Source organism: Brevundimonas intermedia (assembly GCF_027922165.1).
In the GTDB taxonomy this organism is placed as follows: domain Bacteria; phylum Pseudomonadota; class Alphaproteobacteria; order Caulobacterales; family Caulobacteraceae; genus Brevundimonas; species Brevundimonas intermedia.
On the sequence record NZ_BSFD01000011.1, the window covers coordinates 787,454 to 811,512 of the forward strand.

At 65.7% G+C, this 24,059-nt stretch carries 26 protein-coding genes; 17 read left to right on the forward strand and 9 right to left on the reverse strand.

What is annotated here, in order from left to right:
* Window positions 1-112 precede the first annotated feature (112 nt).
* Window positions 113-697: a DUF922 domain-containing protein gene (locus PKE72_RS17220; protein ID WP_271166581.1), complete on the forward strand. Its 585-nt coding sequence runs from the start codon at window positions 113-115 to the stop codon at window positions 695-697.
* A gap of 119 nt (window positions 698-816) precedes the next feature.
* On the opposite strand, the gene queF is transcribed toward PKE72_RS17220, so the two are convergent.
* The gene (gene queF, locus PKE72_RS17225; protein ID WP_040349994.1) at window positions 817-1,278 is read right to left on the reverse strand and encodes a preQ(1) synthase; all 462 of its coding nucleotides are present in this window, start codon (window positions 1,276-1,278) and stop codon (window positions 817-819) included.
* Between the two features lie 523 nt (window positions 1,279-1,801).
* Here queF and PKE72_RS17230 point away from each other — a divergent pair.
* From PKE72_RS17230 to PKE72_RS17250, 5 genes are all read left to right on the forward strand, one after another.
* Window positions 1,802-2,734 (forward strand): NAD(P)H-dependent flavin oxidoreductase, encoded by a 933-nt coding sequence (locus PKE72_RS17230; protein WP_271166582.1) that lies wholly within the window; start codon window positions 1,802-1,804, stop codon window positions 2,732-2,734.
* Between the two features lie 38 nt (window positions 2,735-2,772).
* Window positions 2,773-3,474 (forward strand): TorF family putative porin, encoded by a 702-nt coding sequence (locus PKE72_RS17235; RefSeq protein WP_271166583.1) that lies wholly within the window; start codon window positions 2,773-2,775, stop codon window positions 3,472-3,474.
* A 175-nt stretch (window positions 3,475-3,649) separates the two neighbouring features.
* The gene (locus PKE72_RS17240; RefSeq protein ID WP_267513731.1) at window positions 3,650-3,862 is read left to right on the forward strand and encodes a cold-shock protein; all 213 of its coding nucleotides are present in this window, start codon (window positions 3,650-3,652) and stop codon (window positions 3,860-3,862) included.
* Between the two features lie 36 nt (window positions 3,863-3,898).
* Window positions 3,899-4,072, forward strand: coding sequence for a hypothetical protein (locus PKE72_RS17245; protein ID WP_267513732.1), 174 nt, complete (start codon window positions 3,899-3,901; stop codon window positions 4,070-4,072).
* 25 nt (window positions 4,073-4,097) lie between these two features.
* Window positions 4,098-4,355, forward strand: a complete 258-nt coding sequence (locus PKE72_RS17250; RefSeq protein WP_271166584.1) for a hypothetical protein — start codon at window positions 4,098-4,100, stop codon at window positions 4,353-4,355.
* Between the two features lie 2 nt (window positions 4,356-4,357).
* Here PKE72_RS17250 and PKE72_RS17255 read toward each other — a convergent pair whose 3' ends face one another.
* Together PKE72_RS17255 and PKE72_RS17260 are read right to left on the reverse strand one after the other, a co-directional pair.
* Window positions 4,358-5,521, reverse strand: coding sequence for a cystathionine gamma-synthase (locus PKE72_RS17255; RefSeq protein ID WP_271166585.1), 1,164 nt, complete (start codon window positions 5,519-5,521; stop codon window positions 4,358-4,360).
* 4 nt (window positions 5,522-5,525) lie between these two features.
* The gene (locus PKE72_RS17260) at window positions 5,526-6,926 is read right to left on the reverse strand and encodes a pyridoxal-phosphate dependent enzyme (protein ID WP_271166586.1); all 1,401 of its coding nucleotides are present in this window, start codon (window positions 6,924-6,926) and stop codon (window positions 5,526-5,528) included.
* A 163-nt stretch (window positions 6,927-7,089) separates the two neighbouring features.
* Between PKE72_RS17260 and PKE72_RS17265 the strand changes: the two genes are divergently transcribed.
* Genes PKE72_RS17265 through PKE72_RS17285 form a run of 5 tightly spaced genes read left to right on the forward strand, consistent with a single transcriptional unit; the run spans window position 7,090 to window position 11,236 of the window.
* Window positions 7,090-7,341: a type II toxin-antitoxin system Phd/YefM family antitoxin gene (locus PKE72_RS17265; RefSeq protein WP_271166587.1), complete on the forward strand. Its 252-nt coding sequence runs from the start codon at window positions 7,090-7,092 to the stop codon at window positions 7,339-7,341.
* Complete coding sequence (locus PKE72_RS17270; RefSeq protein WP_271166588.1) at window positions 7,338-7,778, forward strand: type II toxin-antitoxin system VapC family toxin; 441 nt, start codon at window positions 7,338-7,340, stop codon at window positions 7,776-7,778. Before PKE72_RS17265 ends, PKE72_RS17270 begins: the two co-directional genes overlap by 4 nt.
* An 8-nt stretch (window positions 7,779-7,786) precedes the next feature.
* Window positions 7,787-10,102, forward strand: a complete 2,316-nt coding sequence (rnr, locus tag PKE72_RS17275) for a ribonuclease R (RefSeq protein ID WP_271166589.1) — start codon at window positions 7,787-7,789, stop codon at window positions 10,100-10,102.
* A 16-nt stretch (window positions 10,103-10,118) separates the two neighbouring features.
* Window positions 10,119-10,826: an NUDIX hydrolase gene (locus PKE72_RS17280; protein ID WP_271166590.1), complete on the forward strand. Its 708-nt coding sequence runs from the start codon at window positions 10,119-10,121 to the stop codon at window positions 10,824-10,826.
* A 2-nt stretch (window positions 10,827-10,828) separates the two neighbouring features.
* Window positions 10,829-11,236, forward strand: coding sequence for a DUF5990 family protein (locus PKE72_RS17285; protein WP_271166591.1), 408 nt, complete (start codon window positions 10,829-10,831; stop codon window positions 11,234-11,236).
* A 1-nt stretch (window position 11,237) separates the two neighbouring features.
* On the opposite strand, the gene PKE72_RS17290 is transcribed toward PKE72_RS17285, so the two are convergent.
* Window positions 11,238-11,804: a hypothetical protein gene (locus tag PKE72_RS17290; RefSeq protein ID WP_271166592.1), complete on the reverse strand. Its 567-nt coding sequence runs from the start codon at window positions 11,802-11,804 to the stop codon at window positions 11,238-11,240.
* Between the two features lie 126 nt (window positions 11,805-11,930).
* On the opposite strand from PKE72_RS17290, the gene rpmG reads away from it, so the two are divergent.
* Window positions 11,931-12,098, forward strand: a complete 168-nt coding sequence (gene rpmG, locus PKE72_RS17295) for a 50S ribosomal protein L33 (protein WP_008262536.1) — start codon at window positions 11,931-11,933, stop codon at window positions 12,096-12,098.
* An 80-nt stretch (window positions 12,099-12,178) separates the two neighbouring features.
* Here rpmG and PKE72_RS17300 read toward each other — a convergent pair whose 3' ends face one another.
* Both PKE72_RS17300 and PKE72_RS17305 read right to left on the reverse strand, forming a co-directional pair.
* On the reverse strand, window positions 12,179-13,540 hold the full coding sequence (locus tag PKE72_RS17300) for a PleD family two-component system response regulator (RefSeq protein ID WP_271166593.1): 1,362 nt from the start codon (window positions 13,538-13,540) through the stop codon (window positions 12,179-12,181).
* Window positions 13,537-13,902 carry a response regulator gene (locus PKE72_RS17305; RefSeq protein WP_166622562.1) on the reverse strand — a complete coding sequence of 122 codons (366 nt, stop codon included), beginning with the start codon at window positions 13,900-13,902 and terminating at the stop codon, window positions 13,537-13,539. The genes PKE72_RS17300 and PKE72_RS17305 overlap by 4 nt, the downstream gene beginning before the upstream one ends.
* Window positions 13,903-14,009: 107 nt before the next feature.
* Here PKE72_RS17305 and PKE72_RS17310 point away from each other — a divergent pair, with 107 nt between their 5' ends.
* Genes PKE72_RS17310 through PKE72_RS17320 form a run of 3 tightly spaced genes read left to right on the forward strand, consistent with a single transcriptional unit; the run spans window position 14,010 to window position 17,359 of the window.
* On the forward strand, window positions 14,010-15,278 hold the full coding sequence (locus PKE72_RS17310; RefSeq protein WP_271166594.1) for a DNA polymerase IV: 1,269 nt from the start codon (window positions 14,010-14,012) through the stop codon (window positions 15,276-15,278).
* An 8-nt stretch (window positions 15,279-15,286) separates the two neighbouring features.
* A complete protein-coding gene (locus PKE72_RS17315; protein ID WP_271166595.1) occupies window positions 15,287-16,582 on the forward strand; it encodes a nicotinate phosphoribosyltransferase in 1,296 nt (431 codons plus the stop codon).
* 36 nt (window positions 16,583-16,618) lie between these two features.
* Window positions 16,619-17,359: a polysaccharide deacetylase family protein gene (locus PKE72_RS17320; protein WP_271166596.1), complete on the forward strand. Its 741-nt coding sequence runs from the start codon at window positions 16,619-16,621 to the stop codon at window positions 17,357-17,359.
* A 10-nt stretch (window positions 17,360-17,369) separates the two neighbouring features.
* Here PKE72_RS17320 and PKE72_RS17325 read toward each other — a convergent pair whose 3' ends face one another.
* Window positions 17,370-18,275: a hypothetical protein gene (locus tag PKE72_RS17325; protein ID WP_271166597.1), complete on the reverse strand. Its 906-nt coding sequence runs from the start codon at window positions 18,273-18,275 to the stop codon at window positions 17,370-17,372.
* 103 nt (window positions 18,276-18,378) lie between these two features.
* Between PKE72_RS17325 and PKE72_RS17330 the strand changes: the two genes are divergently transcribed.
* Both PKE72_RS17330 and PKE72_RS17335 read left to right on the forward strand, forming a co-directional pair.
* Window positions 18,379-18,837, forward strand: a complete 459-nt coding sequence (locus PKE72_RS17330; protein WP_271166598.1) for a RidA family protein — start codon at window positions 18,379-18,381, stop codon at window positions 18,835-18,837.
* Window positions 18,834-19,982 carry a GNAT family N-acetyltransferase gene (locus tag PKE72_RS17335; RefSeq protein ID WP_271166599.1) on the forward strand — a complete coding sequence of 383 codons (1,149 nt, stop codon included), beginning with the start codon at window positions 18,834-18,836 and terminating at the stop codon, window positions 19,980-19,982. Before PKE72_RS17330 ends, PKE72_RS17335 begins: the two co-directional genes overlap by 4 nt.
* A gap of 8 nt (window positions 19,983-19,990) precedes the next feature.
* Here the strand turns inward: PKE72_RS17335 and PKE72_RS17340 are convergent, their stop codons facing one another.
* Together PKE72_RS17340 and clpA are read right to left on the reverse strand one after the other, a co-directional pair.
* Window positions 19,991-21,658, reverse strand: coding sequence for a class I SAM-dependent methyltransferase (locus PKE72_RS17340; protein ID WP_271166600.1), 1,668 nt, complete (start codon window positions 21,656-21,658; stop codon window positions 19,991-19,993).
* A 92-nt stretch (window positions 21,659-21,750) separates the two neighbouring features.
* Complete coding sequence (gene clpA / locus PKE72_RS17345; RefSeq protein ID WP_271166601.1) at window positions 21,751-24,054, reverse strand: ATP-dependent Clp protease ATP-binding subunit ClpA; 2,304 nt, start codon at window positions 24,052-24,054, stop codon at window positions 21,751-21,753.
* Between the last annotated feature and the right edge of the window lie 5 nt (window positions 24,055-24,059).

Genomic DNA, 24,059 nt, shown 5'->3' on the forward strand with positions numbered 1-24,059 from the left:
GGTGGCGGCCGCAGGCCGGCGGATGAGGGGACACACAAACCTCGAAGTGAATGTCGGCGGACTGGCGTCCCATGGCATTCGATGAGACCATGTTGGAAACCGGGGGCGGCCCATGATCTTGCACCTTCTACTGGTCTTGGCGTTACAGGCGACGGATGCGGTAGCGCCCGTACCGGAAGCGTCCGAACGACTGCGGCTCGCCGCGCCCGAAGCGGCGGCCTTTCCCAACACCACCCTCTACGGCTACGTCGTTGATGCGACGAATGCGCGGGCGATCAGAACCGAAATGAACCGTATCCGTCCAAGCCTGGATGGAAACCGCCACGACGCCACGACCGTATGGAAATACACAACCCAGTTTTCCACCGTTGACGGCCGATGCGATCCCAGCTCCGTCAGAGTGACCTACACAATCGCGATCACCCTGCCCGACCTTCAGAACCGCGAGAGATTGAGTTCACGCGACCGACAGGCCTGGGATCAATATTTCGCAGCCCTCAAGACCCACGAACTCAACCACGCCCGGATCGCGCAACACGGCGCCGAACTTTACGAAGCCAGCATCCGATCCGCCGCAGACTGCCAGGCCGGTCGTGCGGCGGCCTCAGCCACGAATGACCAGATCAACGCCGCCAGCGCTCAATACGACGCCATGACCGAACACGGACGCCGCGAAGGCGCAACCTTTCCCAACTGACCGCGAGACATCAGCCCGCTTACGACCTTTCGTCATTCCGGGCAAAGCACAGCGTAGACCCGGAATGACGAAAGAGGATGGAGGCTCCTTCTCCCCATGCGGGAGAAGGACGCAAGCCCTCACCCCCGCCCGCGATACGTCGGCACACCCTGATCCGGCAGCCACAGCCCCTCTGGCGCCACGCCCGTCTGCCAGAAGACATCGATCGGGATCCCCCCGCGCGGATACCAATACCCCCCGATCCTCAGCCATTTCGGCGCCAGCAGGTCCGCCAGCCGCCGGCCGATGGCGACGGTGCAGTCCTCGTGGAAGGCGCCATGGTTGCGGAAACTGGTCAGGTACAGTTTCAGGCTCTTGGACTCGACCAGCCAGTCGCCCGGCGCATAGTCGATGACGATATGGGCGAAGTCCGGCTGGCCCGTCACCGGGCACAGGCTGGTGAACTCGGGCGCCGTGAACCGGGCCAGATAGAGCGTATCCGCATGCGGGTTAGGCACCCGCTCCAACACGGCCGTCTCGGGGCTGGTGGGGGCGGCGGTCTGGGCGCCGAGCTGGCTGAGGTTGTCGGTGTAGTGGGTCATGGGGCGCATTTAGGCGTTTGCGGCGCGTAAGAAAATCCTCACCGATCTCCCTCTCCCGCCGGGAGAGGGCTTGAGCGCACGGCGGCGCAGCCGTCGTCCTGGCGCTCAAGGGTGAGGGGCACGGTGTCGCGAACTGGCCCACCGGCAGCCCCCTCATCCGGCCCTTCGGGCCACCTTCTCCCGCAAGGGGAGAAGGAACGGCATCGGCCAGCTATCCCAATTTCCGAACATTTAGGTCGTCAAATCAACCGCTTGATCTTCAAAATCGGCCTTCAACCCATCACGCCCGCAAACCCGCCTATAATCGCTGTCCCTGCCCCCTGGGGGCGCTTCGGAGACCGCATCCGACCACGACCGCCAAATTGCACTCTTTTGCATACTGCACCCGCTTCTCCGGAGTGCAGTTTCCAGAATGGACGAAAATAGACTCCATTTTTTTCGGGTGGAAACCGTACATTTCGCCCGATTGCCTTCCCCCGCGATACCCCGCTAAGCGTAGCGAAACAAAACCCAGGAGACGCTCGTGGCCATTCCCGCTTCGCTTCAAAAAGGCCTGATCCTGCCGATCATCTCGGCGCCCATGTTCCTGGTCTCCGGCCCGGATCTGGTGGTCGAGGCCTGCAATGCCGGGATCATCGGCACCTTCCCGTCGCTGAACCAGCGCACGACCGAGGGCTATCGCGACTGGATTCACGAGATCAAGGGCCGGCTGAAGCCCGAGGCCGCCGCCTTCGGCGTCAACCACATCGTCCATCCGACCAATCCCCGGCTGATGGCCGACATGATGGTCTCGGTCGAGGAGAAGGTGCCGCTGATCATCACCTCCCTGGGCGCGGTGCGCGACGTGGTGGATGCGGTCCACGGCTACGGCGGTCAGGTCTTCCACGACATCGCCAACATCCGCCATGCCAGGAAGGCGGCCGAGGCGGGCGTCGACGGCCTGATCCTGGTCGCCAACGGCGCCGGCGGCCATGCCGGGATCATCAACCCCTTCGCCCTGGTCAACGAGGTCCGCAGCTTCTTCAAGGGGACCATCATCCTGTCCGGCGCCCTCTCGACCGGACAAGATGTCGCGGCGGCCCTGATGCTGGGCGCCGACTTCGCCTATATGGGCACCCGCTTCATCAACACGACCGAAGCCATGGCGGTCGACGCCTATAAGCAGATGATCATCGACAGCGGCTCGACCGACATCGTCCATACCCCGGCCGTCTCCGGCATTCCGGCCAACTTCATGAGCAAGTCGTTGATCGAGAACGGGATCGACCCCAAACACCTGCCCGAGCACAAGCTGGACATGGGCGACGAGGCCAAGGCCTGGAAGACCGTCTGGTCCGCCGGCCAGGGCGCGGGCGCCATCCACGACGTCCTGCCCACCGCCGAACTGGTCGCCCGCCTGCGACAAGAGTTCGCTCAGGCCACGGAAGAATTCGCCATCAAGACCAGAGCGAGTTAAGGGCGGCTCCAACTCGCCTCTCGCGCGTTGGAGCCCTCATGATCCGCACCGCTTTCGCCGTCCTCGCCGCCGCCGTCCTCGCCACCCCTGCGGCGGCCCAATCCGCCTCAGGCCCATCGGCGTCGCGGGACGCCTGGTCGTTCGAGGTGGGGGCGGGGACGGACAACCGCTCCAAGGCGGCGTCCAAGTCCGGCAATGACGGCTACGTCTTCGGCTCGGCGACCTGGGAAAGCGCGGACGGCCTCTTCTACGTCGCCCCTGGCTTCGAGACGATCCAGGCGGGCGGCTCCAATGTCGAGGCCGAGTTCGTGATCGGCTACCAGCCCGAGGCCTTCGGCTACAGCTTCGACTTCAACGCCGCCTACAAGAACCGCCTCGACGCCGAGGCAGGCTATGACGAGGACGGCTGGGAGCTGACCGGCAACATCAGCCGTTCCATCGGCCCCGCCAGGGCGCGTCTCCAGGTCCAGTATTCGCCAGACGCCGCTGGCTCGACCCAGTCCTTCACCTGGATCGAGGGCCAGGTCGGCTGGGACTTCAACGACCGCCTGAACGGCTCGGCCGCCGTGGGACGTCGCCAACAGACCGGCGCCCCCGACTATACCGGCTGGAACGCGGGCGTGACCTATGCGCTGACCGACGCGCTGGACCTCGACCTGCGCTACTACGACACCAACGCCGACACCTTCGGCGAGCAGTACGAGGACGCCCTGGTGGCCAAGGTCGCCTACGCCTTCTGACCCCCCGCCCTTGCGCCTGAGGGGCGGGAGGCCCATATGGAGAGGGTCGATCTCTCTGCGTAACGCCGCTGCTCCCTTTGCATCACGCACCGAGGTCCAAAAGCCGATCCCATTCAGACCCGACAGGCCGACCAGGGATCCCTCCCTGCGGTCAACGCCAGACGGAGGTCTCCAAATGGCTACCGGCACTGTTAAATGGTACAACCCCACCAAAGGCTACGGCTTCATCGCTCCCGATGATGGCGGCAAGGACGTCTTCGTCCACGCCTCGGCCGTCGAAACCTCGAGCCTCGGCTCGCTGAACGAAGGCCAGAAGATCGGCTACGAAATCGAGCGCGACCAGCGCTCCGGCAAGGAATCCGCCGGTCGCCTCACGGCGGCGGAGTAGGACACGCGCCTCAACACCATCGCCTTCGACGGCGAGGTGACGAAGCTACTGCCGCTGGGCGGCCGCAAGGTCCGCCTGGACAACGGTCACGTCGTAACGGTTCTGCCCACGCTCGGTTCGCCCAACGGCGTCTCCGGGCTGGGCGACCAGGTCGTGGTCGAGATCGCCTTCAATCAGCTGAAGGGCTGGCGCCTCGCGCGCCGGCCCTGAAGCCCGTTCAATCAGGACGCGCCCCATGACGACCCTCGCCGACAAAATCCCCGCGATGACCGACGCCGACCTCAACAGCCTGCGCGCCAACGCCACGCGCCTGGCCGAAACCGGCGCCTCGACCCAGGTGATGGCCGCCGCTGACATCCTGCCGATCATTGACGCCGAGGTCGCCCGCCGCGCCGCCCTGCCCAAGGCCGCCAAGGCGCCGGTGAAGCGCGCCGCCCCCAAGAAGAAGCTGCCGCCCGTCACCGGCCACCAGACCGCCCTGCCCTCCAGCTGAGATCAGCCCAGGGCCTGATCCAGATCCGCGATCAGGTCCTCGACGTTCTCGACGCCGACTGAGAGCCGGATCAGGTTGTCGGTCACGCCGCCCGCCTCGCGGACCTCCTTGGGCACGCTGGCGTGGGTCATGATCGCCGGGTGGTTCACCAGGCTCTCGACCCCGCCCAGCGACTCCGCCAGCGTAAAGACCTGCACCCGTTCCAGCACCCGCTTGGTCCGCTCCAGGTTGCCCTCCAGCACCACCGTCACCATGCCGCCGTAGCCGCCGTACATCTGCCGCGCCGCCAACGCGTGCTGCGGATGGGCGATCAGGCCGGGGTAGATGACCTTGGACACGCCCTTGCGGGTCTCCAGCCAGCGCGCCACCGTCAGGGCGTTCTCGCAGTGAGCCTTCATCCGCAGGGCCAAGGTCTTCAGGCCCCGGTTGGCCAGGAAGGCGTCGAACGGCCCCATGATGCCGCCGACCGAGTTCTGCAGGAACTTGATCCGCGTCGCCAGCTCGGGATCCGCCGTCACCAGCACCCCGCCAATGATGTCCGAATGGCCGTTCAGATACTTGGTCGCCGAGTGCATGACCACATCCGCCCCCAGGCTCAGCGGCTGCTGGCAGAAGGGGGTGGCGAAGGTGTTGTCCACGATCAGCAGCAGACCGTGCGCCTTGGCCACCTTCGACAGGGCGGCGATATCGGCCAGCTTCATCAGCGGATTGGTCGGCGTTTCGACCCACAGCATCTTGGTCTTGGGCGTGATCGCCGCCTCGACCGCGGCGATGTCGCTCAGGTCCACATAGGCGAAGTCCAGCCCCATGGTGCGCCGACGCACCCGCTCGAACAGCCGCCACGAGCCGCCGTACAGGTCGTCGCCGGTGACGATGTGATCGCCCGCGTCCAGCAGCTCCAGCGCCGTCGAGGTCGCCGCCATGCCCGAGCCGAAGCCGAACCCATGCGTGCCGCCCTCCAGGTCGGCGATACAGGCCTCGAACGCCTCGCGCGTCGGGTTCTTGCCCCGCGCATACTCATAGCCCTTGTTCACGCCCGGGCTTTCCTGGGCGTAGGTCGATGTGGCGTAGATCGGCGTCATCACCGCCCCGGTCGTCGGGTCAGGATGCTGGCCCGCATGGATGGCGCGGGTCGAGAAACCCTGGCTGTTCTTGGTGTCGGCCATGGGATTACCGGTTCAGGCTGAGGTGGTTGATCAGGTCGGTGCGGGTGATCAGGCCCACGAACCGCTCGCCGTCCAGCACGATGGCCACGCGGTCGCGGTCGAACACAGGAATCAGGGCGTCCAGCGGCTCCTTGACCTGAAGCGTGTCCAGATCGCGCGTCATGGCGTCGGCGACGGGCTTGGCGAACCGTTCCTTGCGGGTGATCTCGTCGGTGTTCATCACCTGGATCAGATCGCTCTCGTCCAGGATGCCGACCAGACGACCATCCTCTATGATCGGCAACTGGGACACGTCAGCGCCCTTCATCCGCTTGAAGGCGGTGTCCAGAGTGTCGCCCGGCCCAGCCACGACCACGTCGCCCTTCTCGTATTTGCGGTTGATCAGGTCCGAGAGGTCGCCGTGCAGCTCGCGCTCGCCCAGGCCCTGATCCGCCAGCCAGGCGTCGTTATAGACCTTGGACAGGTACTTGGCCCCGGTGTCACAGACGAAGGTGACGCAGGTCTTGGCTTCCGTCTGTTCGCGGCACCAGCGCAGGGCTGAGGCGATCAGGGTGCCCGAGGACGACCCCGCCAGGATGCCTTCCTTCAGCAGCAGTTCGCGCGCCGTGGCGATCGCCTCCGCGTCCGGGATCGAATAGGCCTTGTCGATCAGGCTCATGTCCGCCGTATCGGGCACGAAGTTCTGGCCGATGCCCTCGACTGTATAGCTGCCGTCCGGACCGGGCACGCCGTCGTTGACGATGCCGGCCAGGGTCGATCCGACCGGATCGGCCAGAACGATCTCGGCGTTCGAGCCGACGCTCTTGAGGTAGCGCGCCACGCCGGTGATCGTCCCGCCCGAGCCGATACCGGCGACAAAGGCGTCGATGTCGCCCCCCGTCTGCTCCCAGATCTCCGGCCCCGTCGTCTTCACATGGGCGTCGGCGTTCGAGTGATTGGCGAACTGGTTGACGTAATAGGCGCCGGGAATGGCCTGGGACAGGCGCTCGGCCATGTCGGTGTAATATTCCGGGTGTCCGTGCGGCACATCCGAACGGGTCAGGCGAACATCGGCGCCCATGGCCCTGAGATGCTGGATCTTTTCCTTCGACATCTTGTCCGGAATGACCAGCAGCACTTTATAACCTCGCGCCCGGCCGACCAGGGTCAGGGCCAGGCCCGTATTGCCCGCCGTCGCCTCGACAATGGTGCCACCTTCCTTCAGCCAGCCTTCCTTCTCAGCCGCATCCAGCATCTCGACGGCGATCCGATCCTTGATCGAGCCGCCGGGATTCTGGGACTCCAGCTTCAACAGCAGCCGACACTTGCCGGTGTCGATCTTCGTCACCTCCACCATCGGCGTCTTGCCGATCAGATCCAGCGGCGACTTCACGGTCGCGCTCAGGGCGGGTGCGGAAAGGGTCATGGACGACTCCGTTGAGGATCTGGCGGAAGCTGAAGCCCCGCCTTCACTCGGTCAACTCACGCAAGATTTGACCGCGGTGAACAGTTCCCGATCCCTCTAAAGGGCATGACTGGCGGGATCACGGCAGAATGGCTATATTTATGGCCATATTTGGAGAGACATAATGGCCGCCTATAGCGTCGCCGAAGCCAAGAACAGCCTGCCGCGCCTCCTCGATAAGGCCATCGAGGGCGAGAAGGTGATCATCACCCGCCACGGCAAACCCGTCGCCGAAATCCGCTCTCTGCCGAGCCTGACGCCGGAACAGCGTAAGGCCAGGCTGCTGGAGATCGCCAACCGTCGCCTGTCCCAGCCCCCCCTGGGCATGACCACGGTCGAATTGATCAACGGGATGTATGACGAGCCCGTCGAATGATCGACTATTTCGACGCCAGCGCCCTGGCGGCGATCCTGTTCAGCGAACCGGCCGGCCAATCGGTCGTTGATCACACCACAGCCACAGAGGCCGACCTCCTGGTAAGCGACTTCGTCGTGGCAGAGGTCTCTTCAGCCATCTCTCGCCTGGTCCGAATGCGGGCGCGCACAGCTGATCAGGGCGATCATCTGCTGGGCAATCTCGACGACTGGGTCAACGCCTCTGGCGACCTCATCGACATCCATCCGACCGACGTGCGCGAGGCGACCGCCCTCGTGCGCCAGTTCGACCTGAAACTCCGCGCGCCCGACGCGCTCCACATCGCGATCTGCCGACGCATCGACGCCCGGCTGATCACGCTCGACAACAATCTAGCCGCCGCCGCCCAAGCCGTCGGCCTGCCCTGTATGAATCCTGCCGAGAGTTCGGCAGTCTGAAAGACGAAATGACCAAACCCACCCAACGTCCGCCCGCCGGCCTGCCCGACAAAGACACCCTCCTCGCCTTCCTGCGCGAGGCCGGCTCGGCCGAGAAGACCGACATCGCGCGCCACTTCGGGCTGAAGGGCGGCGACCGCCGGGCCTTGCGCGAAATGATCCGCGAACTCGAAGAAGAAGGAAAACTGGGCAAGCGCGGTCGTAAGGGCTTCGCCGAAGCCGGCGCCCTGCCCCCCGTCGGCGTGGCCGATGTGATCGAACGCGACGGCGACGGCGAACTTTACGTTCGCCTGGTCGAGGCCAGCGCCGACGCCCCCCGTGCTCTACTAATGCCAGACAAGGGCAAGCCCGGCCCCGCGCCCGGCCTGGGCGACCGGCTGCTGGTCAAGTTCCAGCGTGGCGGCGAGGGTTGGGAAGCCCGGCTGATCAAGAAACTGGACGTCGGCACGAACCGCGTCCTGGGCGTGATCCGCAAGTCGGCGCGCGAGACCCGCGTCGAGCCGGTCGATCGCCGCTCCAAGGACGTGCTGCTGGTGCCCCAGGCCCAGTCCGGCGATCTGCGCGACGGCGACCTGGTCCTGGCCGCCATCGAAAAGGGCGAGCAGCGCTATGGGCCCAAGCGCGGCAAGATCCTCGAGCACATTGGCAAGGAGGACGATCCCCGCGCCGCCTCCCTGATCGCCATCCACGCCCACGGCGTCCCGACCGGCTTCTCCGAAGCCGTCGAGCGCGAGGCCGAGGATCAGGCCCTGCCGACACTGAAGGGGCGCGAGGACCTGCGCGAGGTCCCCTTCATCACCATCGACCCCGCCGATGCGCGCGATCACGACGACGCCGTCTATGCGGCCCGTGACGAGGATCCGAAGAACCCGAACGGCTGGATCGTCTGGGTCGCCATCGCCGACGTCGCCGCCTACGTCCGGCCCGGAACCCATCTGGACCGCGAGGCCCGCGACAAGGGCAACTCGACCTATTTCCCCGACCGCGTCGAGCCGATGCTGCCGGAAGTTCTGTCGAACGGCCTGTGCAGCTTGAAGGAGGGCGAGAACCGCGCCTGCCTGGCCGTGCGGATGGTGTTCGACAAGGACGGCCGCAAGACCGGCCACAAGTTCATGCGCGGCCTGATGCGGTCTCACGCCAAGCTCAGCTACGAACAGGCCCAGTCCGCCATTGACGGCCAGATCGACGACGCTACCGGCCCGATCATGGAGGCGATCCTCTATCCGCTGTGGAACGCCTATCACGCCATGCTGAAGGGCCGGCTGAAGCGCAGTCCTTTGCAGATCGAATCCGCTGAACGCCGCATCCGCATGGCTCCAGATGGCGGCATCGCCTCGATCGAGAAGCGCGCCTCGCTGGAGGCGCACCGGCTGATCGAGGAGATGATGATCCAGGCCAACGTCTGCGCCGCCGAGACCCTGGAGCAGAAGAAAACGCCGCTGATCTATCGGATCCACGACGCCCCCAGCCAGGAGAAGATCTTCAACCTGGCCGACTTCCTCTCGACCATCGGCAAGCCGTGGAACAAGGGCGAGCCGGGCACGACCAAGCGGTTCAACAAGCTGTTGGACGAGACGCGCGACGGCGAATACGCCGATGTGGTCAATGAGGTGGTCCTGCGCACCCAGATGCAGGCCATCTATTCGCCGGACAATGTCGGCCACTTCGGCCTGAACCTGGATCGCTACGCCCACTTCACCTCGCCGATCCGGCGCTATTCCGACCTGATCGTCCACCGCGGCCTGATCCGGGCTCTGGGCCTCGGCAAGGACGGGCTGACGGATCGCGAGATCGCCGAACTGCCGGCCATCGCCGAGGGCGTCACCATGACCGAGCGCCGGTCCATGGCCGCCGAGCGGGACGCCATGGACCGCTATATCGCGGCCTTCCTTGAAGACCGCGTCGGCGCGACCTTCACCGGACGGATCACCGGCGTCACCCGCTTCGGCCTGTTCATCCGGCTGGACGAGACGGGCGCTGACGGCTTGGTCCCCGTCTCGACCCTGGGCAGCGAATATTTCAGCCACGACGACCGCGCCCACGCCCTGGTCGGCGAACGCACCGGCAAGCGGTTCACCCTGGGCCGCAAGGTCGAGGTCAAGCTGATGGAGGCCACCCCGGTCACCGGCGGCCTGGTGTTCGAAATGCTCAGCGAACCGGAGCCCCGCGATCCCAACGCCCCGGCCCCGCGCTATGGCATTCGCGGGCGCGGCGGCGACGGCCCGCCCATGCGCGGCAAGGGCCGGCCGGGCGGTCCCAAGCCTCGCAACGGCTCCAAGCCGGCGGGCGGGCTGAAGGGTGTGCGCAAGGGCAAGCGGAAATGACCGCGGGATGAGCGGAATGAAGGATCCCCCCTTCGACGCCGCCCAAGACCTCGCCGACGCTCCCCGCGTCGGCGGCGCCCAACGGCCCAAGGACGCGGCGACATTGATCGTGACACGGGGCGGGTCGCGGCCTGAGGTGCTGATGGGAAGACGCGCGCCAGGGCATGTCTTCATGGCGTCGAAATGGGTGTTCCCGGGCGGGCGGATCGACCGGGCGGATTTCACCGCCGCCTCAACGGGCGATTTGACGTCCGACGTCGCACGGCGGCTGGAGGCCGAGGTTCCCGCCCACCGCGCCCGCGCCCTGGCCCTGACGGCGGTGCGCGAAACCTTCGAGGAGACCGGTTTGATCCTGGGCCGCCCCGCGCCGCCCGCCAACACAGCCGGGCCTTGGCGCGAGTATCGACAGGCTGGCGCCCTGCCCGATCTGTCGGCCCTGTCCTACATCGCCCGCGCCATCACCCCGCCCGGCCGCACGCGGCGGTTCGACGCCCGCTTCTTCATGGCGCCGGCGGAGGCACTGCTGACGCCCGAACCGACCGCCGGCTCGGGTGAACTGGACGAGATCGCCTGGCTGCCGCTGGAAGACGCTCGCGCCCTTGATCTGCCCGCCATCACCCGCTTCGTCCTGGGAGAACTGGCCGAGCGGTTTGAACGCCCAGATCGCCCGTTGCCCTTCGTGCGCATGGTCCGCGGCCGCCACGTCGTCGATCACAGGGACTGACCATGCCCAGCGCCATCACCCTGCGCCTGACCACCGCCGACCCGGTCCCAGGCGTCGCCTACAGCCTGCAGGACAAGGCCAACACGCCGGTCGATCCCCGTGTCGCCGGCGATGGTCCGATCAGTTTCGACGTCCCCGTCACCCTGTCCGACGACGGGCGGCTGACCGGCCCTTTCGTGCGACGCGAAGGACCGTCGCGACGTTTCGTCTATATCGCCATCGGCACATCGGCCGGACAGCACAGCGAATGGAGCCGTCGCGCCAAGATCGACGTTCACGACATTCCCGCCGACCTTCTTGGCTTGGCGCGCGAAGGGCGCGTGCTGGAAGTCGCCCTACCCGGCCGCGCCCGCGACGGCGGCCCCGCCTGCGCCACCGTGCGACCGCTCCAGCCCTGGCGCGCCGTCTGACCTATTCGGCGACCGGCTTTGTCAGGTCGAACTCGACGCGGAAATGCCGGTTCGACCGCCGCAGCTCATAGGCGAACATTCGATCCGGATGGACCTCCATCGCCCAGACATTGGTGGTCGAGACCCCCGCATCGTTGGCGTTGAACAAGGCGATCGATTCGCCGTCGACCGGGAATTCCTGTCGTTCGTCAGTGCCGGGGTTCGCCGTATCGCCGCCATACCAGTGCAGCACGTCGGTCGTGCCGTCCTCGTGCCGGTGATCATGCTTCAACCGCAGACCCGAGTCCGTCCTCGTCACCACCCAGGTCCGCGACCGGTCCTCGCCCACCGCGAACGGGATCCGCACCTCGTCCGGCGAACAGTCGCGGACGTGCATGATCAGCCGTTCGCTGGCGAACTTGGCGTCGGCGGCGTCGGTCGTGACCACTCGACCTTCGAATCTCTGGCCACACAGGGCGTTCAGCCGCGCCAGGAAATCGTTCTGGGCCGGAGCGGGGGCCGCATCTGCGACGCCGACGGACGACAGGGAAATCAGGGCCGCTGCGGCCAGCAAGGATGCGATTTTCATACGCTCAGATTATATGTGAGCCGCACCGCATCAAGGTGACATCGCGCCCGTTGACTTTGGGGCGATCCAGAGTATGTTCCGCGCCTCTTATTTTAAGCGGCTTTCGCCGTCGCAGAGGTAATTCCGATGGCCAAACCGGCTTCCATCAAGATCCGCCTGAACTCCACGGCCGACACCGGCTTCTTCTACGTCACCAAGAAGAACGCCCGCACCATGACCGAGAAAATGGTCGTCAAGAAGTACGACCCGGTCGTGCGCAAGCACGTCGATTTCAAGGAAGGCAAGATCAAGTAAGCCCTTGGTCAGCTGAGATACGCGAAACGCCCGGCTGGTCCCAGCCGGGCGTTTTCGTTTGTCTGGCGCCTGGTCGACGTTCAGGCGGCCTTGGTGATGACCTTGTTCCGACCGCTGGCCTTGGCCTCGTAAACGCCCTCATCGGCACGCTTCAGCAGGCCTTCAGGCGTATCGCCGTCGCCCGTCGTCGCCGCAACCCCGATCGAAATGGTGATCGTCAGTTGCTCCTTGCCGCCCATCACCCGGAAGGGGGCGGAGGCGATGTCGCGACGGATTCGCTCCGCCACCATCTGCGCGTCGTCCAAACTGGCGCCCGGCATGACCACCACAAACTCTTCGCCGCCCATGCGGCACGGCAGATCGACGGCGCGCACATTTGTGGCCAGACGCACAGCGAACTCGGCCAGCACCTCGTCCCCGGCGTCGTGGCCGAAGCCGTCGTTGACCGACTTGAAGTGGTCAATGTCGAGCACCAGCACAGCCACCGGAGCACCACCGTGCGCAGCGCGCCCCACCAGAGCCTGCAACTGCCCGGTCATGTAGCGCCGATTGTGCAGACCGGTCAGGGCGTCGGTGACAGCCATCTCCAAACTGCTGTCCAGCTTCTGGCGCAGAAAATCGGTGTAGCGCTTGCGACGAATCTGGGTGCGGACCCGCGCCGACAGTTCTTCGGGATCTACGGGACGTGGCAGGATGTCGGTGGCGCCCAGCTCCAGCGCCTTGACCATGCGCGGTCGCTCGCTCGGCTCGACGATGGCCAGGATCGGCGCGCGACGCGCGTCGCCCGACTTAGCCAGGGCCACGACCCTTAGACCGTCAAAACTCTCGGCCGCCACATTGACGATGATCAGATCCAGCGGCCCCTTGGCGGCGGCCATCGCGGCTTCGGGATCGGTCTCGATGGCGACGCGATGCTCACGCCCCAGTTCTGCTGCAATCTTTTCAGCCTGGGCGGCGTTGTCGTCGACTATAAGGACACGCCCGCCTTCGCTACGCAGCCGCGCGGCGCCCTCGCCTTCCACACCCATACGCCGGCTGCTTTCCTCGCGCTCGCGCAGTTCGTCCATCACCTGCTTCAGCCGCGTCAGCGACTTGACGCGCGCGAACAGGACGACATCGTCGATGGGCTTGGTCAGAAAGTCGTCGGCCCCCGCTTCAAGGCCGCGAATCCGGTCCTCACGACCGTCCAACGCCGTAACCAGCACCACCGGTATATGCCGCGTCTCAGCCCGCGCCTTAAGCAGGCGACAGGTCTCGAACCCATCCATGCCGGGCATCATGACATCGAGCAAAATCAGGTCCGGCTGATGCTCAGCCGCCAGCTCCAGCGCAGCCGCCCCGCTGTTGCAGGTCAGGACGTCGTAATATTCGATGGTCAGCTTGGCTTCGAGCAGACGAACATTCACGTCCACATCGTCGACCACCAGGATCCGCGCACTCATCCCAGATGCTGCCTTATGGTGTCGAGAAAGTGCATCACCGAGATCGGCTTTGAGATATAGGCCTCGCACCCACCCTGGCGGATGCGCTCCTCATCGCCCTTCATGGCGAACGCTGTCACGGCGATGACGGGGATATGGTTCAGCTCCTCGTCGTCCTTCAGCCATTTGGTGACTTCGAGACCCGAGATTTCGGGCAGCTGGATATCCATCAGGATCAAGTCCGGATGATGGGCGCGCGCCAGGGCCAACGCCTGCAGGCCCTCTCGGGTCTGCAAGGTTTCATAGCCCTGGGAATCGAGCAGATCATGAAAAAGCTTCATGTTCAGCTCGTTATCCTCGACGATGAGGACTTTTTTGGACATCGTCACCTGACCTGCGTCGCCTGCGAATTGGCGACGCCTCGTTGTGTACGATACTGCCCGTCCCAGTCTTAAGTTGGGGTGAAGCCAAGGTTACGGAGACCTTAAGCGTGGCCATAAAGGCCGTCTGTCGCGATTGCCTGTGGACCGGCGACGATCCCGCCGGGCCGCCTGGACGACGTTGTCCGTCGTGCGGGTCACGCCGCATCGTTGCGGACGCGGAACTGGATCAGCTTTCGATCGCCCACATGGACTGCGACGCCTTCTACGCCTCCGTGGAGAAACGTGACCGGCCGGAGCTACGCGACAAACCCGTCATCGTCGGCGGCGGCAAGCGGGGCGTGGTCTCCACCGCCTGCTATGTCGCACGCCAGTACGGCGTCGGCAGCGCCATGCCCATGTTCAAGGCGTTGAAGGCCTGTCCCGATGCCGTGGTGATCAAGCCAGACTTCGCCAAATATGTCTTCGAATCGGAACGTATCCTGGGCGCCCTCGCCCGACTGACACCTCTGATACAGCCTCTATCGCTCGACGAGGCCTGGGTCGATCTGGCGGGCACCGACCGGCTGAACGGCGGCCCGCCGGCTTTCCAGTTGATCCGTTTCCAGAAGCAGATCGAGGAAGAGACCGGCCTGACCGTCTCCATCGGACTGGCCCCCAACCGCTTCTTGGCCAAGATGGCCTCGGAGATGGACAAACCGCGCGGCTTTTCGGTCGTCGGCGTCGCCAATGCCCAAGCCTTACTAGCGCCTCGTCCCGTCACCGCCCTACCTGGCGTCGGGCCGGTGTTCGGCAAGGCCCTGCGCAGCGACGGCTACGCCACCATCGGCGACCTGGCCCACGCCGACGTCCGCGATCTGGTCAAACGCTATGGCGAATCCGGCCTGCGCCTCCACGACCTGTCCCATGCCCGCGACGCCCGCGCCGTGAACCCGGATCGGGACCGCAAGGGCATGAGCGCCGAGACCACCTTCAATGAAGACCTGATCACGGCCGAGGCGCTGGAGGCCGAGCTGTGGCCCCTGTGCGAGAAACTGGCGTCCAAGGCCCGCCGCGACGGCGTCTCCAGCCGCGTCCTGGTGCTGAAACTGCGCCGCACAGACTTCAAGATTGTGACCCGCCGCATCAGCCTGCCTGACCCGGTCCAGACCGCACGCGCCCTGTTCGCCGCGGGCCGCGACCTGTTGAAACCTGAACTGGGTCCGCCGTATCGACTGATCGGCATCGGCATGGCCGACATCCAGGACGCCGAAGACGCCCCCGCCAGCCTGTTCCAGACCACCGAGACCCGCACTTTGAAGACCGAACGCGCCATCGACAAGCTGCGTGAGAAGTTCGGCAAGGACGCCGTGGTGGCGGGACGCGCACTGAAGCCCTAGGAAGCGGCATGGACCTCGCCAAACGCGCCTTCGACCACGGCTTCCGCCTGGACCCCATCGTCCGCAGCCTGCTGGACACCGACTTCTACAAGCTGCTGATGCTGCAGATGATCTGGCGCGAACATCGCGATACGCCGGTGGTCTTCCAAGTCATCAACCGCACCAAGTCCGTCCGCCTCGCCGATGAGATCGACATCGCAGTCCTGCGCGACCAGCTGCATCACGCCCGCACACTGCGCTTCACCAACAAGGAGCTGGTCTGGCTGGCGGGCAACAGCTTCTATGGCGTCAAACAGATCTTCTCGCCCGACTTCATCGCCTGGCTGACCGACTACCGCCTGCCCGACTACGACCTGTCGGTCCAGGACGGCCAGTATGTCCTGACCTTCTCCGGGGCCTGGGCCGAGGTGACGCTGTGGGAGATCCCGGCTCTGGCGATCCTGAACGAGTTGCGATGCCGGGTCGGACTACGTCGCCTTGGGCGGTTCGAGATCGATATCCTCTATGCCCGGGCCAAGACCCGGCTGTGGTCCAAGGTGGAGCGGCTGCGCGCCCTGCCCGATCTCGCCCTGTCCGACTTCGGCACCCGCCGCCGCCACGGCTTCCTGTGGCAGCGCTGGTGCATCCAGGCGCTGAAGGAAGGCCTGGGCCGGTCCTTCATCGGCACGTCCAACGTGCTCCACGCCATGGAGAACGACCTAGAGGCCATCGGCACCAACGGCCACGAACTGCCGATGGTCATGGCCGCCCTGGCGCCCGATGACGCGGCCCTGGCCCAGACGCCCTATGCGGTGCTGGACGAGTGGCGCAGACACTACGGCGGCAACCTGCTGGTCGTCCTGCCCGACGCCTTCGGCACCGAGGCCTTTCTGGATCAGGCGCCGGATTGGGTCGCCGACTGGACCGGCTTCCGTCCCGACTCGGCCCCGCCCATCGCTGCGGGCGAACGGTTGATAGACTGGTGGCGGGCGCGCGGGCGTGACCCCAAGGAGAAGCTGCTGATCTTTTCCGACGGCATGGACATCGACGGAATCGAAGCCGCCCACACCCAATTCCACGGCCGCGCCCGCCTCAGCTTCGGCTGGGGCACCAATCTGACCAACGACTTCCGTGACTGTTCGCCCGCGTACGCACCGGAACTGGAGCCCATCTCCCTGGTCTGCAAGGTCATCGAGGCCGGCGGCCGGCCGGCGGTCAAACTATCGGACAATCCGGAAAAGGCTGTCGGCGACCCGGCCGAGATCGCGCGCTATCGCCGCGTATTTGGCGAGCGCGGCCAGACCGCCCGACCCGTAGTCGTGTGAAACCCGACCTTAAGTCCATTCGGCCATAAGGGCGGCATGAACGCCTTCATCGACAAGATGCGCCGCCGCGCCGGCCGCTATCTGGACGTCCGCCCCGCGACGATCCAGCCCGCGCGAGGCGTGCTGAGCCTGTCGTTCGACGACATCCCCGCCTCCGCCTGGCTGGAAGCCGGGCCGGTGCTGGCGCAGCACGGCGTCAAGGCCACCTATTATGTCTGCGGCGGCCTGGAGGGCGGCCGAAATCTGGACCTGCCCCAGTTCGAGACCGAACATCTGCAAGCCCTGCACGAGGCCGGGCACGAGGTCGGCTGCCATACCTATGAACATGTCTCGACCCTGACCCTGTCGCCCGCCGAACTGGACGCCAGCCTAGCCCGCAACGCCGCCTGGGTATCGGAACGGCTAGACGACTATCAGATGCTCAGCTTCGCCTATCCGTTCGGCGACTGCGCCCTGGGCTCAAAGGCCATCATCGACCGCCGTTTCCTGTGCGGACGTGGCGTGCGCGACGGGGTCAACGCCGGCCGTGCAGATCGCAACCTGTTGCAGGCCATCGGCCTTGAGAGCCGGCGCCTGCCCGGCTATCATCTGGAGCAACTGGTCGCGAACACGGCGGCGTCAAAGGGCTGGCTGATCGCTTACGGCCACGACGTCAGCGACGCCCCCACACCCTACGGCTGCCGCCCCGAAGACATCGACCGCCTGATCCGTTTGGCCAAGGCCGCTGATCTAGACATACTGCCCGTCGCCGAGGCGTGGGGAATGGCGGCGTATTAGGCCCCCGCTGTCATCCAGCCTCTCCCATTTTCCTGCTATCCGCCCAGGCGATCAGTTCTTTCCTCGGCCAAACCATCAGCCACGACCGCGCGGTGTAGTCGCCGCTGTCGATCAACGCTTTTCGCGACGCCGAGGCCGTTCCCGCCCGCTCCGTGTGGATCTCGCCCGGTCCCTGATGAACCATAAAGGCGCCGCCCTTCAGCGGGTTGAGCCTCAGGTGGGCCAGGCGCGGACTGATCTCGGTCAGGGGCGGATCATAGAACCAGCTGGAGCCGATCATTCCCGCCAGTTCTGGCCGCGTCCGGCAGAGTTCCGCCGCCGTCGCCCAGGCCTCGTTCCAACCGTCCTCGTTAAAGCCGCGCAGCCAGCGGCTCTCGGTATGGACCTCCAGCCACGGTTCGCGCTTGGCGCCCGCCGCCAGATAGCGGAACAGGGGACCGAAGCCCCAACCGTCGCGCACATGTTTGATTATTTGCCCAGGGCCGACCGGCGAACTCAGGTCGATGACCTGACTCTTGGCCGCCGGAACGCTGAGCCCCAGAGTAAATCGAACATCCTTAGCCCAGTGATCAAACACGTAGTCGCCCTCGGCCTTGGTCAGGAAGGCGGCAAGCTGTTCGATCCAATAGGGATAGAGGGCCAAGACCTCGGCCGGCAGCGCCATGGCTGCGACCCGATCTGGCAACTGCAAGGCCCAGGAGGCGATCAGACCACGCCGGACCTCGTCCGAGACGCCTGCGCCCAGAACGGCGTCCACCGCCTTGGCCGGCATCTCGAAATCCCAGTGCGGCGCGGCCTCTGCGGCCTTGGCTGCGGCTGTCTGACTAGCGGAGTCGATACGCGCCCAGTCCTCGGAGGAAAGGCGCGCCAGCACGGCCTGAAAGGCGGCAACATCGGGGGTCAGGTGCAGATCCATGGCCGCTGTTATGCCACGCCCCGATTGGCGAAGGCTTAAGACGCCAAACGGGTGACGCCGCCCTTGCGCCGCGCTAAACCGCCGACCAGATCAAGGAGCCCCAATGACCATCGAAGCCCGCATCGCCGAACTCGGCATCACTCTGCCGGAACCCGCCAAGGCGGTGGCCAACTATGTGCCCTTCGTTCAGACGGGCGGCGTAGTCCATATCTCGGGCCAGCTGTCGAACGACGCCTCTGGCGGCGTCAAGGGCACGGTCGGCGTGGACGTGACGCCGGAACAGGCCAACGCCGCCGCTCGCCTGTGCGGCGTCAACCTGCTAGCCCAGATCAAGGCCGCCTGCGACGGCGACCTGGAGCGGGTCGTTCGCATCGTGAAACTGGGCGGCTTCGTTCAGGCTGGCCCGGACTTTGAAGCTATTCCCGCCGTCATCAACGGCTGTTCGGACCTGATGGTCGAGGTGTTCGGCGACGCCGGCCGCCACGCCCGCTCGGCCGTCGGCGTCTACAAACTGCCCCTCGGTTTTGCCGTGGAGATCGACGCCATCGTGGAGATCCGTTGACCTTCACCCTTTCGGTCCACGACGGGATCGCCGATATCGGCCGCGAGGCCTGGGACGCCTGCGCGCGTCCCACCGGCGATCCCTTCGTCTCCTACGATTTTCTGCACGCCTGCGAAGCCTCGGGCAGCGCCGCGCCGCAGGAAGGCTGGGCGCCGCGTCATCTGGCTTTGAGGGACGAGGACAACGGCGTCCTGGGCGTCATGCCCCTCTATCTGAAGGGCCACAGCCAGGGCGAATACGTCTTCGACCACAGCTGGGCCGACGCCTATGAGCGCGCCGGCGGACGCTACTATCCCAAACTGCTGGGCGCCGTGCCCTTCACCCCGGCGACCGGCCCGCGTTTCCTTAGCCATCCCGATACAGACGTCGCCACCGTGCGCCAGGCCCTGCTTCAAGGCGCTCTGACCTTGGTCGAGCGGCTGGGGGTGTCGTCCCTGCACGTCAACTTCCCAACCGAGGTCGAATGGACGGACATGGCCCAGGCCGGCCTGCTGCCGCGCCAGGACATCCAGTTCATCTGGCGCAATGACGGCTATCAAACCTTCGACGACTTCCTGGCCGCCCTGTCGGCCAACCGCCGCAAGACGATCCGCCGCGAACGCCGCGACGCCCAAGCCGATCTGGACATCCGCGTCCTGACCGGCGCTGAGATCACCGAGGCCCACTGGGACGCCTTCTTCGCCTTCTACATGGACACGGGCGATCGCAAATGGGGTCGCCCCTATCTGACGCGGGACTTCTTCACCCGTGTCGGCGCGACGATGGCCGATCGGATCGCCCTGGTCATGGCCTTCCGGCATGAGACGCCCATCGCCGGCGCCCTGAACTTCATCGGCCGCGACGCCCTGTATGGCCGCCAGTGGGGCACGCTGGAAGAGGTGCCGTTCCTGCATTTCGAGCTCTGCTATTATCAGGCGATCGAATTCGCCATCGCGCGCGGGCTGTCCCGCGTCGAGGCGGGGGCGCAAGGCGAGCACAAGATCGCGCGCGGCTATTTGCCCTCTCCCGTCTATTCCGCCCACTTCATTGCCGACCCGGCGTTGCGAGGACCGGTCGCGGACTATCTTCGGCGCGAGGGCCCCGCGGTGGAGGCACAGCGACGGGAAATGACGGAGGAACTGTCCCCTTTCAAAAAGGAGAGCTGACGCCCTCCTCAGGCCGGCTTCTGCGCCCAGAGATGATACATGCCGGCGAACAGCTCGGGCCGTCGCTCCTCCAGTTGGTCCCACAGGCCGAGGTCCAGCGGATCGGCAGGCCCGAACGCCCCTGCAAACGCCGCCCTCGCCTCGGGCGACGCCTCGAACCCGACCAGTCGAAGCCCGGCTCCGGCCATCAGTTCGCCGAGTTGGGGCGGCGTGTAACGATGCTCCTGAACATGGAAGACCAGGTCGCGACAGCCGCTGAGACTGTAGAAGTCGGCGCTCTCCTTCAGTGCGGCCAAAGGCTCGCCCTCCGGCAGGGCCAGGACATGGGCGCGAAACGCCCGAATGTCCGCCTCGACCGGCGTCCAGCCCCGCTCCCGGATCAGATCATGCGCCGCCCTCACCACCGCCCGCGCCCGCTCGCTGTAAAGGCCCAGCCGTAACACGCCGCCCGGCCGCAAAACCCCCGCCAGCCGCGCCAGCCCATGCTCAGGCCGCGCCATATGGTGGATCACGCCCGTACTGGTGACGACGTCGAACCACGATTGCACCTTGTCCAACGCGAGGATGTCGCCCTGGACGAACTGCACCCGCGTCAGCCCGAGGTCTTTCGCCACACGCATGCCGTGGGCCAGGCTGGCGCGGCTCAGGTCCATGGCGGTAATCGCCAGCGAGGGGTCCATCCGCGCCATGTCGATAGGCTCAAATCCTGTGCCGCAACCCGCGACCAGGACAGCCTCCGCCCGCCCGCCGAAGGCCTTGCCATCAAGCGCCGGCAGGGCCGCGATCGCATCTGAGAGTCTTCGCGGCGTAGGCGCGGGAGGCGCAGACCAGCGCGGATAGGGGTTCGCTTCGTACTGATCCTTCACCGCTTCGGACACGGCGTCGGCGCCGTCGGGCGTCAAAGCCTGCACGGACTGGGCCAGGGCGCGCTCCCGCGCGGGTTCGTCAATGGCACGGCGGATCAGTTGAGCCTGGATCTCACCCTCGCCCAAGGCCGTGGCCTCCGACAGGGTGGGCGACCGGAACAGCATGGCGACCGCGCCATCAGTTGCCTGTACCGGTGCAACATATTCGGATGCGAAGCCGCTGATCCCAAGGGCGGCGACCAGGTCTCCGACAGGAGATTCAAATGCGTCGGCCGCCTCGACCACCGCCGTCCGCACTGCGTCGAGACGTATCTCCATGGCGGCGCTGACGTTCACGCACCGCGACAGGAAGGCCAGCCACAAGGGGTCACGTGCCATGGCCTGCAGCATCACCGCCGTTCCGTCGAACCGCCCCTGTTTTAACAGCAGGGTCTCCGCCGTGACGCGCGCCAGGGTCTGCGGATCTACGGTGGGCGAGGTCAGACAAACGAGCAGATCGCGGCCCAGCGCCGGATCCCAGGCGCTGGGCTTTAGCCCTTCCAGCAGGCGCGCGAACGCCGGAAAGACCCGCAATCGCACGGCCGCATCCCCTTCCGCCATCGCCTGGCTCAGCAGTTGAGCCGCCGTTCCGGGATCGCCGTGGTCGGCCAGGAACAAGCCCATCCCCGCTAGTCCAGGCGCGAACCCCGGCGCCGCTTTGAGGCACGCCTTGTAGGCCGCAAAGGCCCCGTGCAGGTCCCAGTCCGCCAGCCGCTGCTCCGCCTCGGCGAGCAAGGCCTGCGCCTCATCGATCTGTTTCCCCTGCCCCATCGGCCCAGTATGCCGTCGTCGCGCGCCGCGCGCATGAAAAAAGGCCCGGGCGTCTCCACCCGGGCCTTCTACTCGTCTTGGATCAGGCCTGATCAGGCCGTCTCTTCTTCCTCGGACTTGGCAGTAACGCCTGTCGCGCTCTTGATGTCGAAGTCGATCTTGCCGTCCTTCAGCTGGACCTTGACGTGCCCGCCGCGAGTCAGACGCCCGAACAGGATGTCGTCGGCCAGCGGCTTCTTGATCGAGTCCTGGATGACCCGCGCCAGAGGACGCGCGCCGTACAGTTCGTCGAAGCCGTTCTTGGCGAGCCAGTCGGCCGCCTCGTCGGTCAGCTCGATGGTGATGTTGCGATCCGCCAGCTGGGCCTCCAGCTGAAGGATGAACTTCGTCACGACCGAACGGATCGTGTCGGCCTGCAGCGGCTTGAAGGCCACGATGGCGTCCAGACGGTTGCGGAACTCCGGCGCGAACAGGCGCTGGATGGCCTTGTCGTCCTCGCCCTCGACCTTGCCCCGGCCGAAACCGATGGAGGCGCGGGCATTGTCGGCGGCGCCGGCGTTGGTCGTCATGATCAGGATGACGTTCCTGAAATCGACCTTCTTGCCGACCGCATCGGTCAGCATGCCGTTGTCCATCACCTGCAACAGGATGTTGTAGACGTCCGGGTGCGCCTTCTCGATCTCGTCCAGCAGCACCACCGAGTGCGGGTGCTGATCGACGGCGTCCGTCAGAAGCCCGCCCTGGTCATGGCCGACATAACCCGGAGGGGCCCCGATCAGACGGCTGACCGTGTGGCGCTCCATATATTCCGACATGTCGAACCGTTGCATCTCGATGCCCAGGGTGGCCGAGAGCTGCTTGGCGACCTCGGTCTTGCCCACGCCGGTCGGACCGCTGAACAGGAAGCTGCCGATCGGCTTGTTCGGATCGCGCAGACCCGCTCGCGCCAGCTTCATGGCCGCCGACACCTGTTCAATGGCCTGTTCCTGACCGAAGACGGCCCGTTTCAGATCAACTTCCAGCTCGCGCAGGCTCTCGGTGTCGGACTTGGACACCGACTTGGCCGGGATCCGAGCCATCTTGGCGATGACGGTCTCGATCTCCTTCTGACCGATGACCTTCTTGCGCTTGGACTCGACCACCAGCATTTGCGACGCACCGGCCTCGTCGATCACGTCGATCGCCTTGTCCGGCAGTTTGCGGTCGGTCATATACCGGGCCGACAGATCGACGGCCGTGCGGATGGCGCTGTCGGTGTAGCGGACCTTGTGGTGCTGCTCATAATAGGTCTTCAGACCCTTCAGGATCTTCACCGTATCCTCGACCGTCGGCTCGTTGACGTCGATCTTCTGGAAGCGACGCACCAGGGCGCGATCCTTCTCGAAGTGTTGGCGATATTCCTTGTAGGTCGTCGAACCCATGCACCGCAGTGAACCCGAAGCCAGGGCCGGCTTCAGCAGGTTCGAGGCGTCCATGGCGCCGCCCGAGGTCGCGCCGGCGCCGATCACCGTGTGGATTTCGTCGATGAAGAGCACGGCGTTTTCGTGGTTCTCCAACTCCTTGACCACCTGTTTCAGGCGTTCCTCAAAGTCGCCGCGATAGCGCGTACCGGCCAGCAGGGCGCCCATGTCCAGCGAATAGATGGTGGCGTCCTTGAGGACGTCGGGCACCTCGCCGTTGACGATCTTGCGGGCCAGGCCCTCGGCGATCGCAGTCTTGCCGACGCCTGGATCGCCGACCAGAAGCGGGTTGTTCTTGGTCCGCCGGCACAGGATCTGGATCGAACGTTCGACCTCGGCCTGACGACCGATCAGGGGATCGACCTTGCCCTGGCGCGACTTCTCGTTGAGGTCGACGCAATAGGCTTCCAGCGCTTCGCCGCCGGATTTAACGGCCGTGGCGTCCTCGGTTTCTTCGGGCGAAGATCCCTTTGCCGGACGGGTCTCGGCCGCCCCCGCCTTCTTGGCGATGCCGTGGGCGATGAAGTTGACCGCATCATAGCGGGTCATGTCCTGCTCCTGCAGGAAGTAGGCGGCGTGGCTTTCGCGCTCGGAGAAGATGGCGACCAGCACATTGGCGCCGGAGACGTCCTCGCGACCGGAAGACTGAACATGTATCACGGCGCGCTGGATGACCCGCTGGAATCCAGCCGTGGGCTTGGCGTCCTCGCCGTCAGCCGTGGCCAGGGCGGCGAGATCATTGTCGACATAGAGGGTCAGCGCCGCCTTCAGGGCGGTCAAATCCACGTTGCAGGCGCGCATGACGCCTGACGCATCAGGATCGTCGATCAGCGCGAGCAAGAGGTGCTCAAGCGTCGCATACTCATGCCGGCGCGCGTTGGCGTAGCCGACGGCGCGGTGCAGGGTTTCTTCGAGAGGACGGGAAAATGAAGGCATCGGAA

Excerpts from the sequence above, each read along its gene's own strand:
- PKE72_RS17220 (WP_271166581.1), top strand. The coding sequence starts at position 113 with ATGATCTTGCACCTTCTACTGGTCTTGGCGTTACAGGCGACGGATGCG.
- queF (WP_040349994.1), bottom strand. The coding sequence starts at position 1,278 with ATGACCCACTACACCGACAACCTCAGCCAGCTCGGCGCCCAGACCGCC.
- PKE72_RS17235 (WP_271166583.1), top strand. The coding sequence starts at position 2,773 with ATGATCCGCACCGCTTTCGCCGTCCTCGCCGCCGCCGTCCTCGCCACC.
- PKE72_RS17240 (WP_267513731.1), top strand. The coding sequence starts at position 3,650 with ATGGCTACCGGCACTGTTAAATGGTACAACCCCACCAAAGGCTACGGC.
- PKE72_RS17250 (WP_271166584.1), top strand. The coding sequence starts at position 4,098 with ATGACGACCCTCGCCGACAAAATCCCCGCGATGACCGACGCCGACCTC.
- PKE72_RS17255 (WP_271166585.1), bottom strand. The coding sequence starts at position 5,521 with ATGGCCGACACCAAGAACAGCCAGGGTTTCTCGACCCGCGCCATCCAT.
- PKE72_RS17260 (WP_271166586.1), bottom strand. The coding sequence starts at position 6,926 with ATGACCCTTTCCGCACCCGCCCTGAGCGCGACCGTGAAGTCGCCGCTG.
- PKE72_RS17265 (WP_271166587.1), top strand. The coding sequence starts at position 7,090 with ATGGCCGCCTATAGCGTCGCCGAAGCCAAGAACAGCCTGCCGCGCCTC.
- PKE72_RS17270 (WP_271166588.1), top strand. The coding sequence starts at position 7,338 with ATGATCGACTATTTCGACGCCAGCGCCCTGGCGGCGATCCTGTTCAGC.
- rnr (WP_271166589.1), top strand. The coding sequence starts at position 7,787 with ATGACCAAACCCACCCAACGTCCGCCCGCCGGCCTGCCCGACAAAGAC.
- PKE72_RS17280 (WP_271166590.1), top strand. The coding sequence starts at position 10,119 with ATGAAGGATCCCCCCTTCGACGCCGCCCAAGACCTCGCCGACGCTCCC.
- PKE72_RS17285 (WP_271166591.1), top strand. The coding sequence starts at position 10,829 with ATGCCCAGCGCCATCACCCTGCGCCTGACCACCGCCGACCCGGTCCCA.
- PKE72_RS17290 (WP_271166592.1), bottom strand. The coding sequence starts at position 11,804 with ATGAAAATCGCATCCTTGCTGGCCGCAGCGGCCCTGATTTCCCTGTCG.
- rpmG (WP_008262536.1), top strand. The coding sequence starts at position 11,931 with ATGGCCAAACCGGCTTCCATCAAGATCCGCCTGAACTCCACGGCCGAC.
- PKE72_RS17300 (WP_271166593.1), bottom strand. The coding sequence starts at position 13,540 with ATGAGTGCGCGGATCCTGGTGGTCGACGATGTGGACGTGAATGTTCGT.
- PKE72_RS17305 (WP_166622562.1), bottom strand. The coding sequence starts at position 13,902 with ATGTCCAAAAAAGTCCTCATCGTCGAGGATAACGAGCTGAACATGAAG.
- PKE72_RS17315 (WP_271166595.1), top strand. The coding sequence starts at position 15,287 with ATGGACCTCGCCAAACGCGCCTTCGACCACGGCTTCCGCCTGGACCCC.
- PKE72_RS17320 (WP_271166596.1), top strand. The coding sequence starts at position 16,619 with ATGAACGCCTTCATCGACAAGATGCGCCGCCGCGCCGGCCGCTATCTG.
- PKE72_RS17325 (WP_271166597.1), bottom strand. The coding sequence starts at position 18,275 with ATGGATCTGCACCTGACCCCCGATGTTGCCGCCTTTCAGGCCGTGCTG.
- PKE72_RS17330 (WP_271166598.1), top strand. The coding sequence starts at position 18,379 with ATGACCATCGAAGCCCGCATCGCCGAACTCGGCATCACTCTGCCGGAA.
- PKE72_RS17340 (WP_271166600.1), bottom strand. The coding sequence starts at position 21,658 with ATGGGGCAGGGGAAACAGATCGATGAGGCGCAGGCCTTGCTCGCCGAG.
- clpA (WP_271166601.1), bottom strand. The coding sequence starts at position 24,054 with ATGCCTTCATTTTCCCGTCCTCTCGAAGAAACCCTGCACCGCGCCGTC.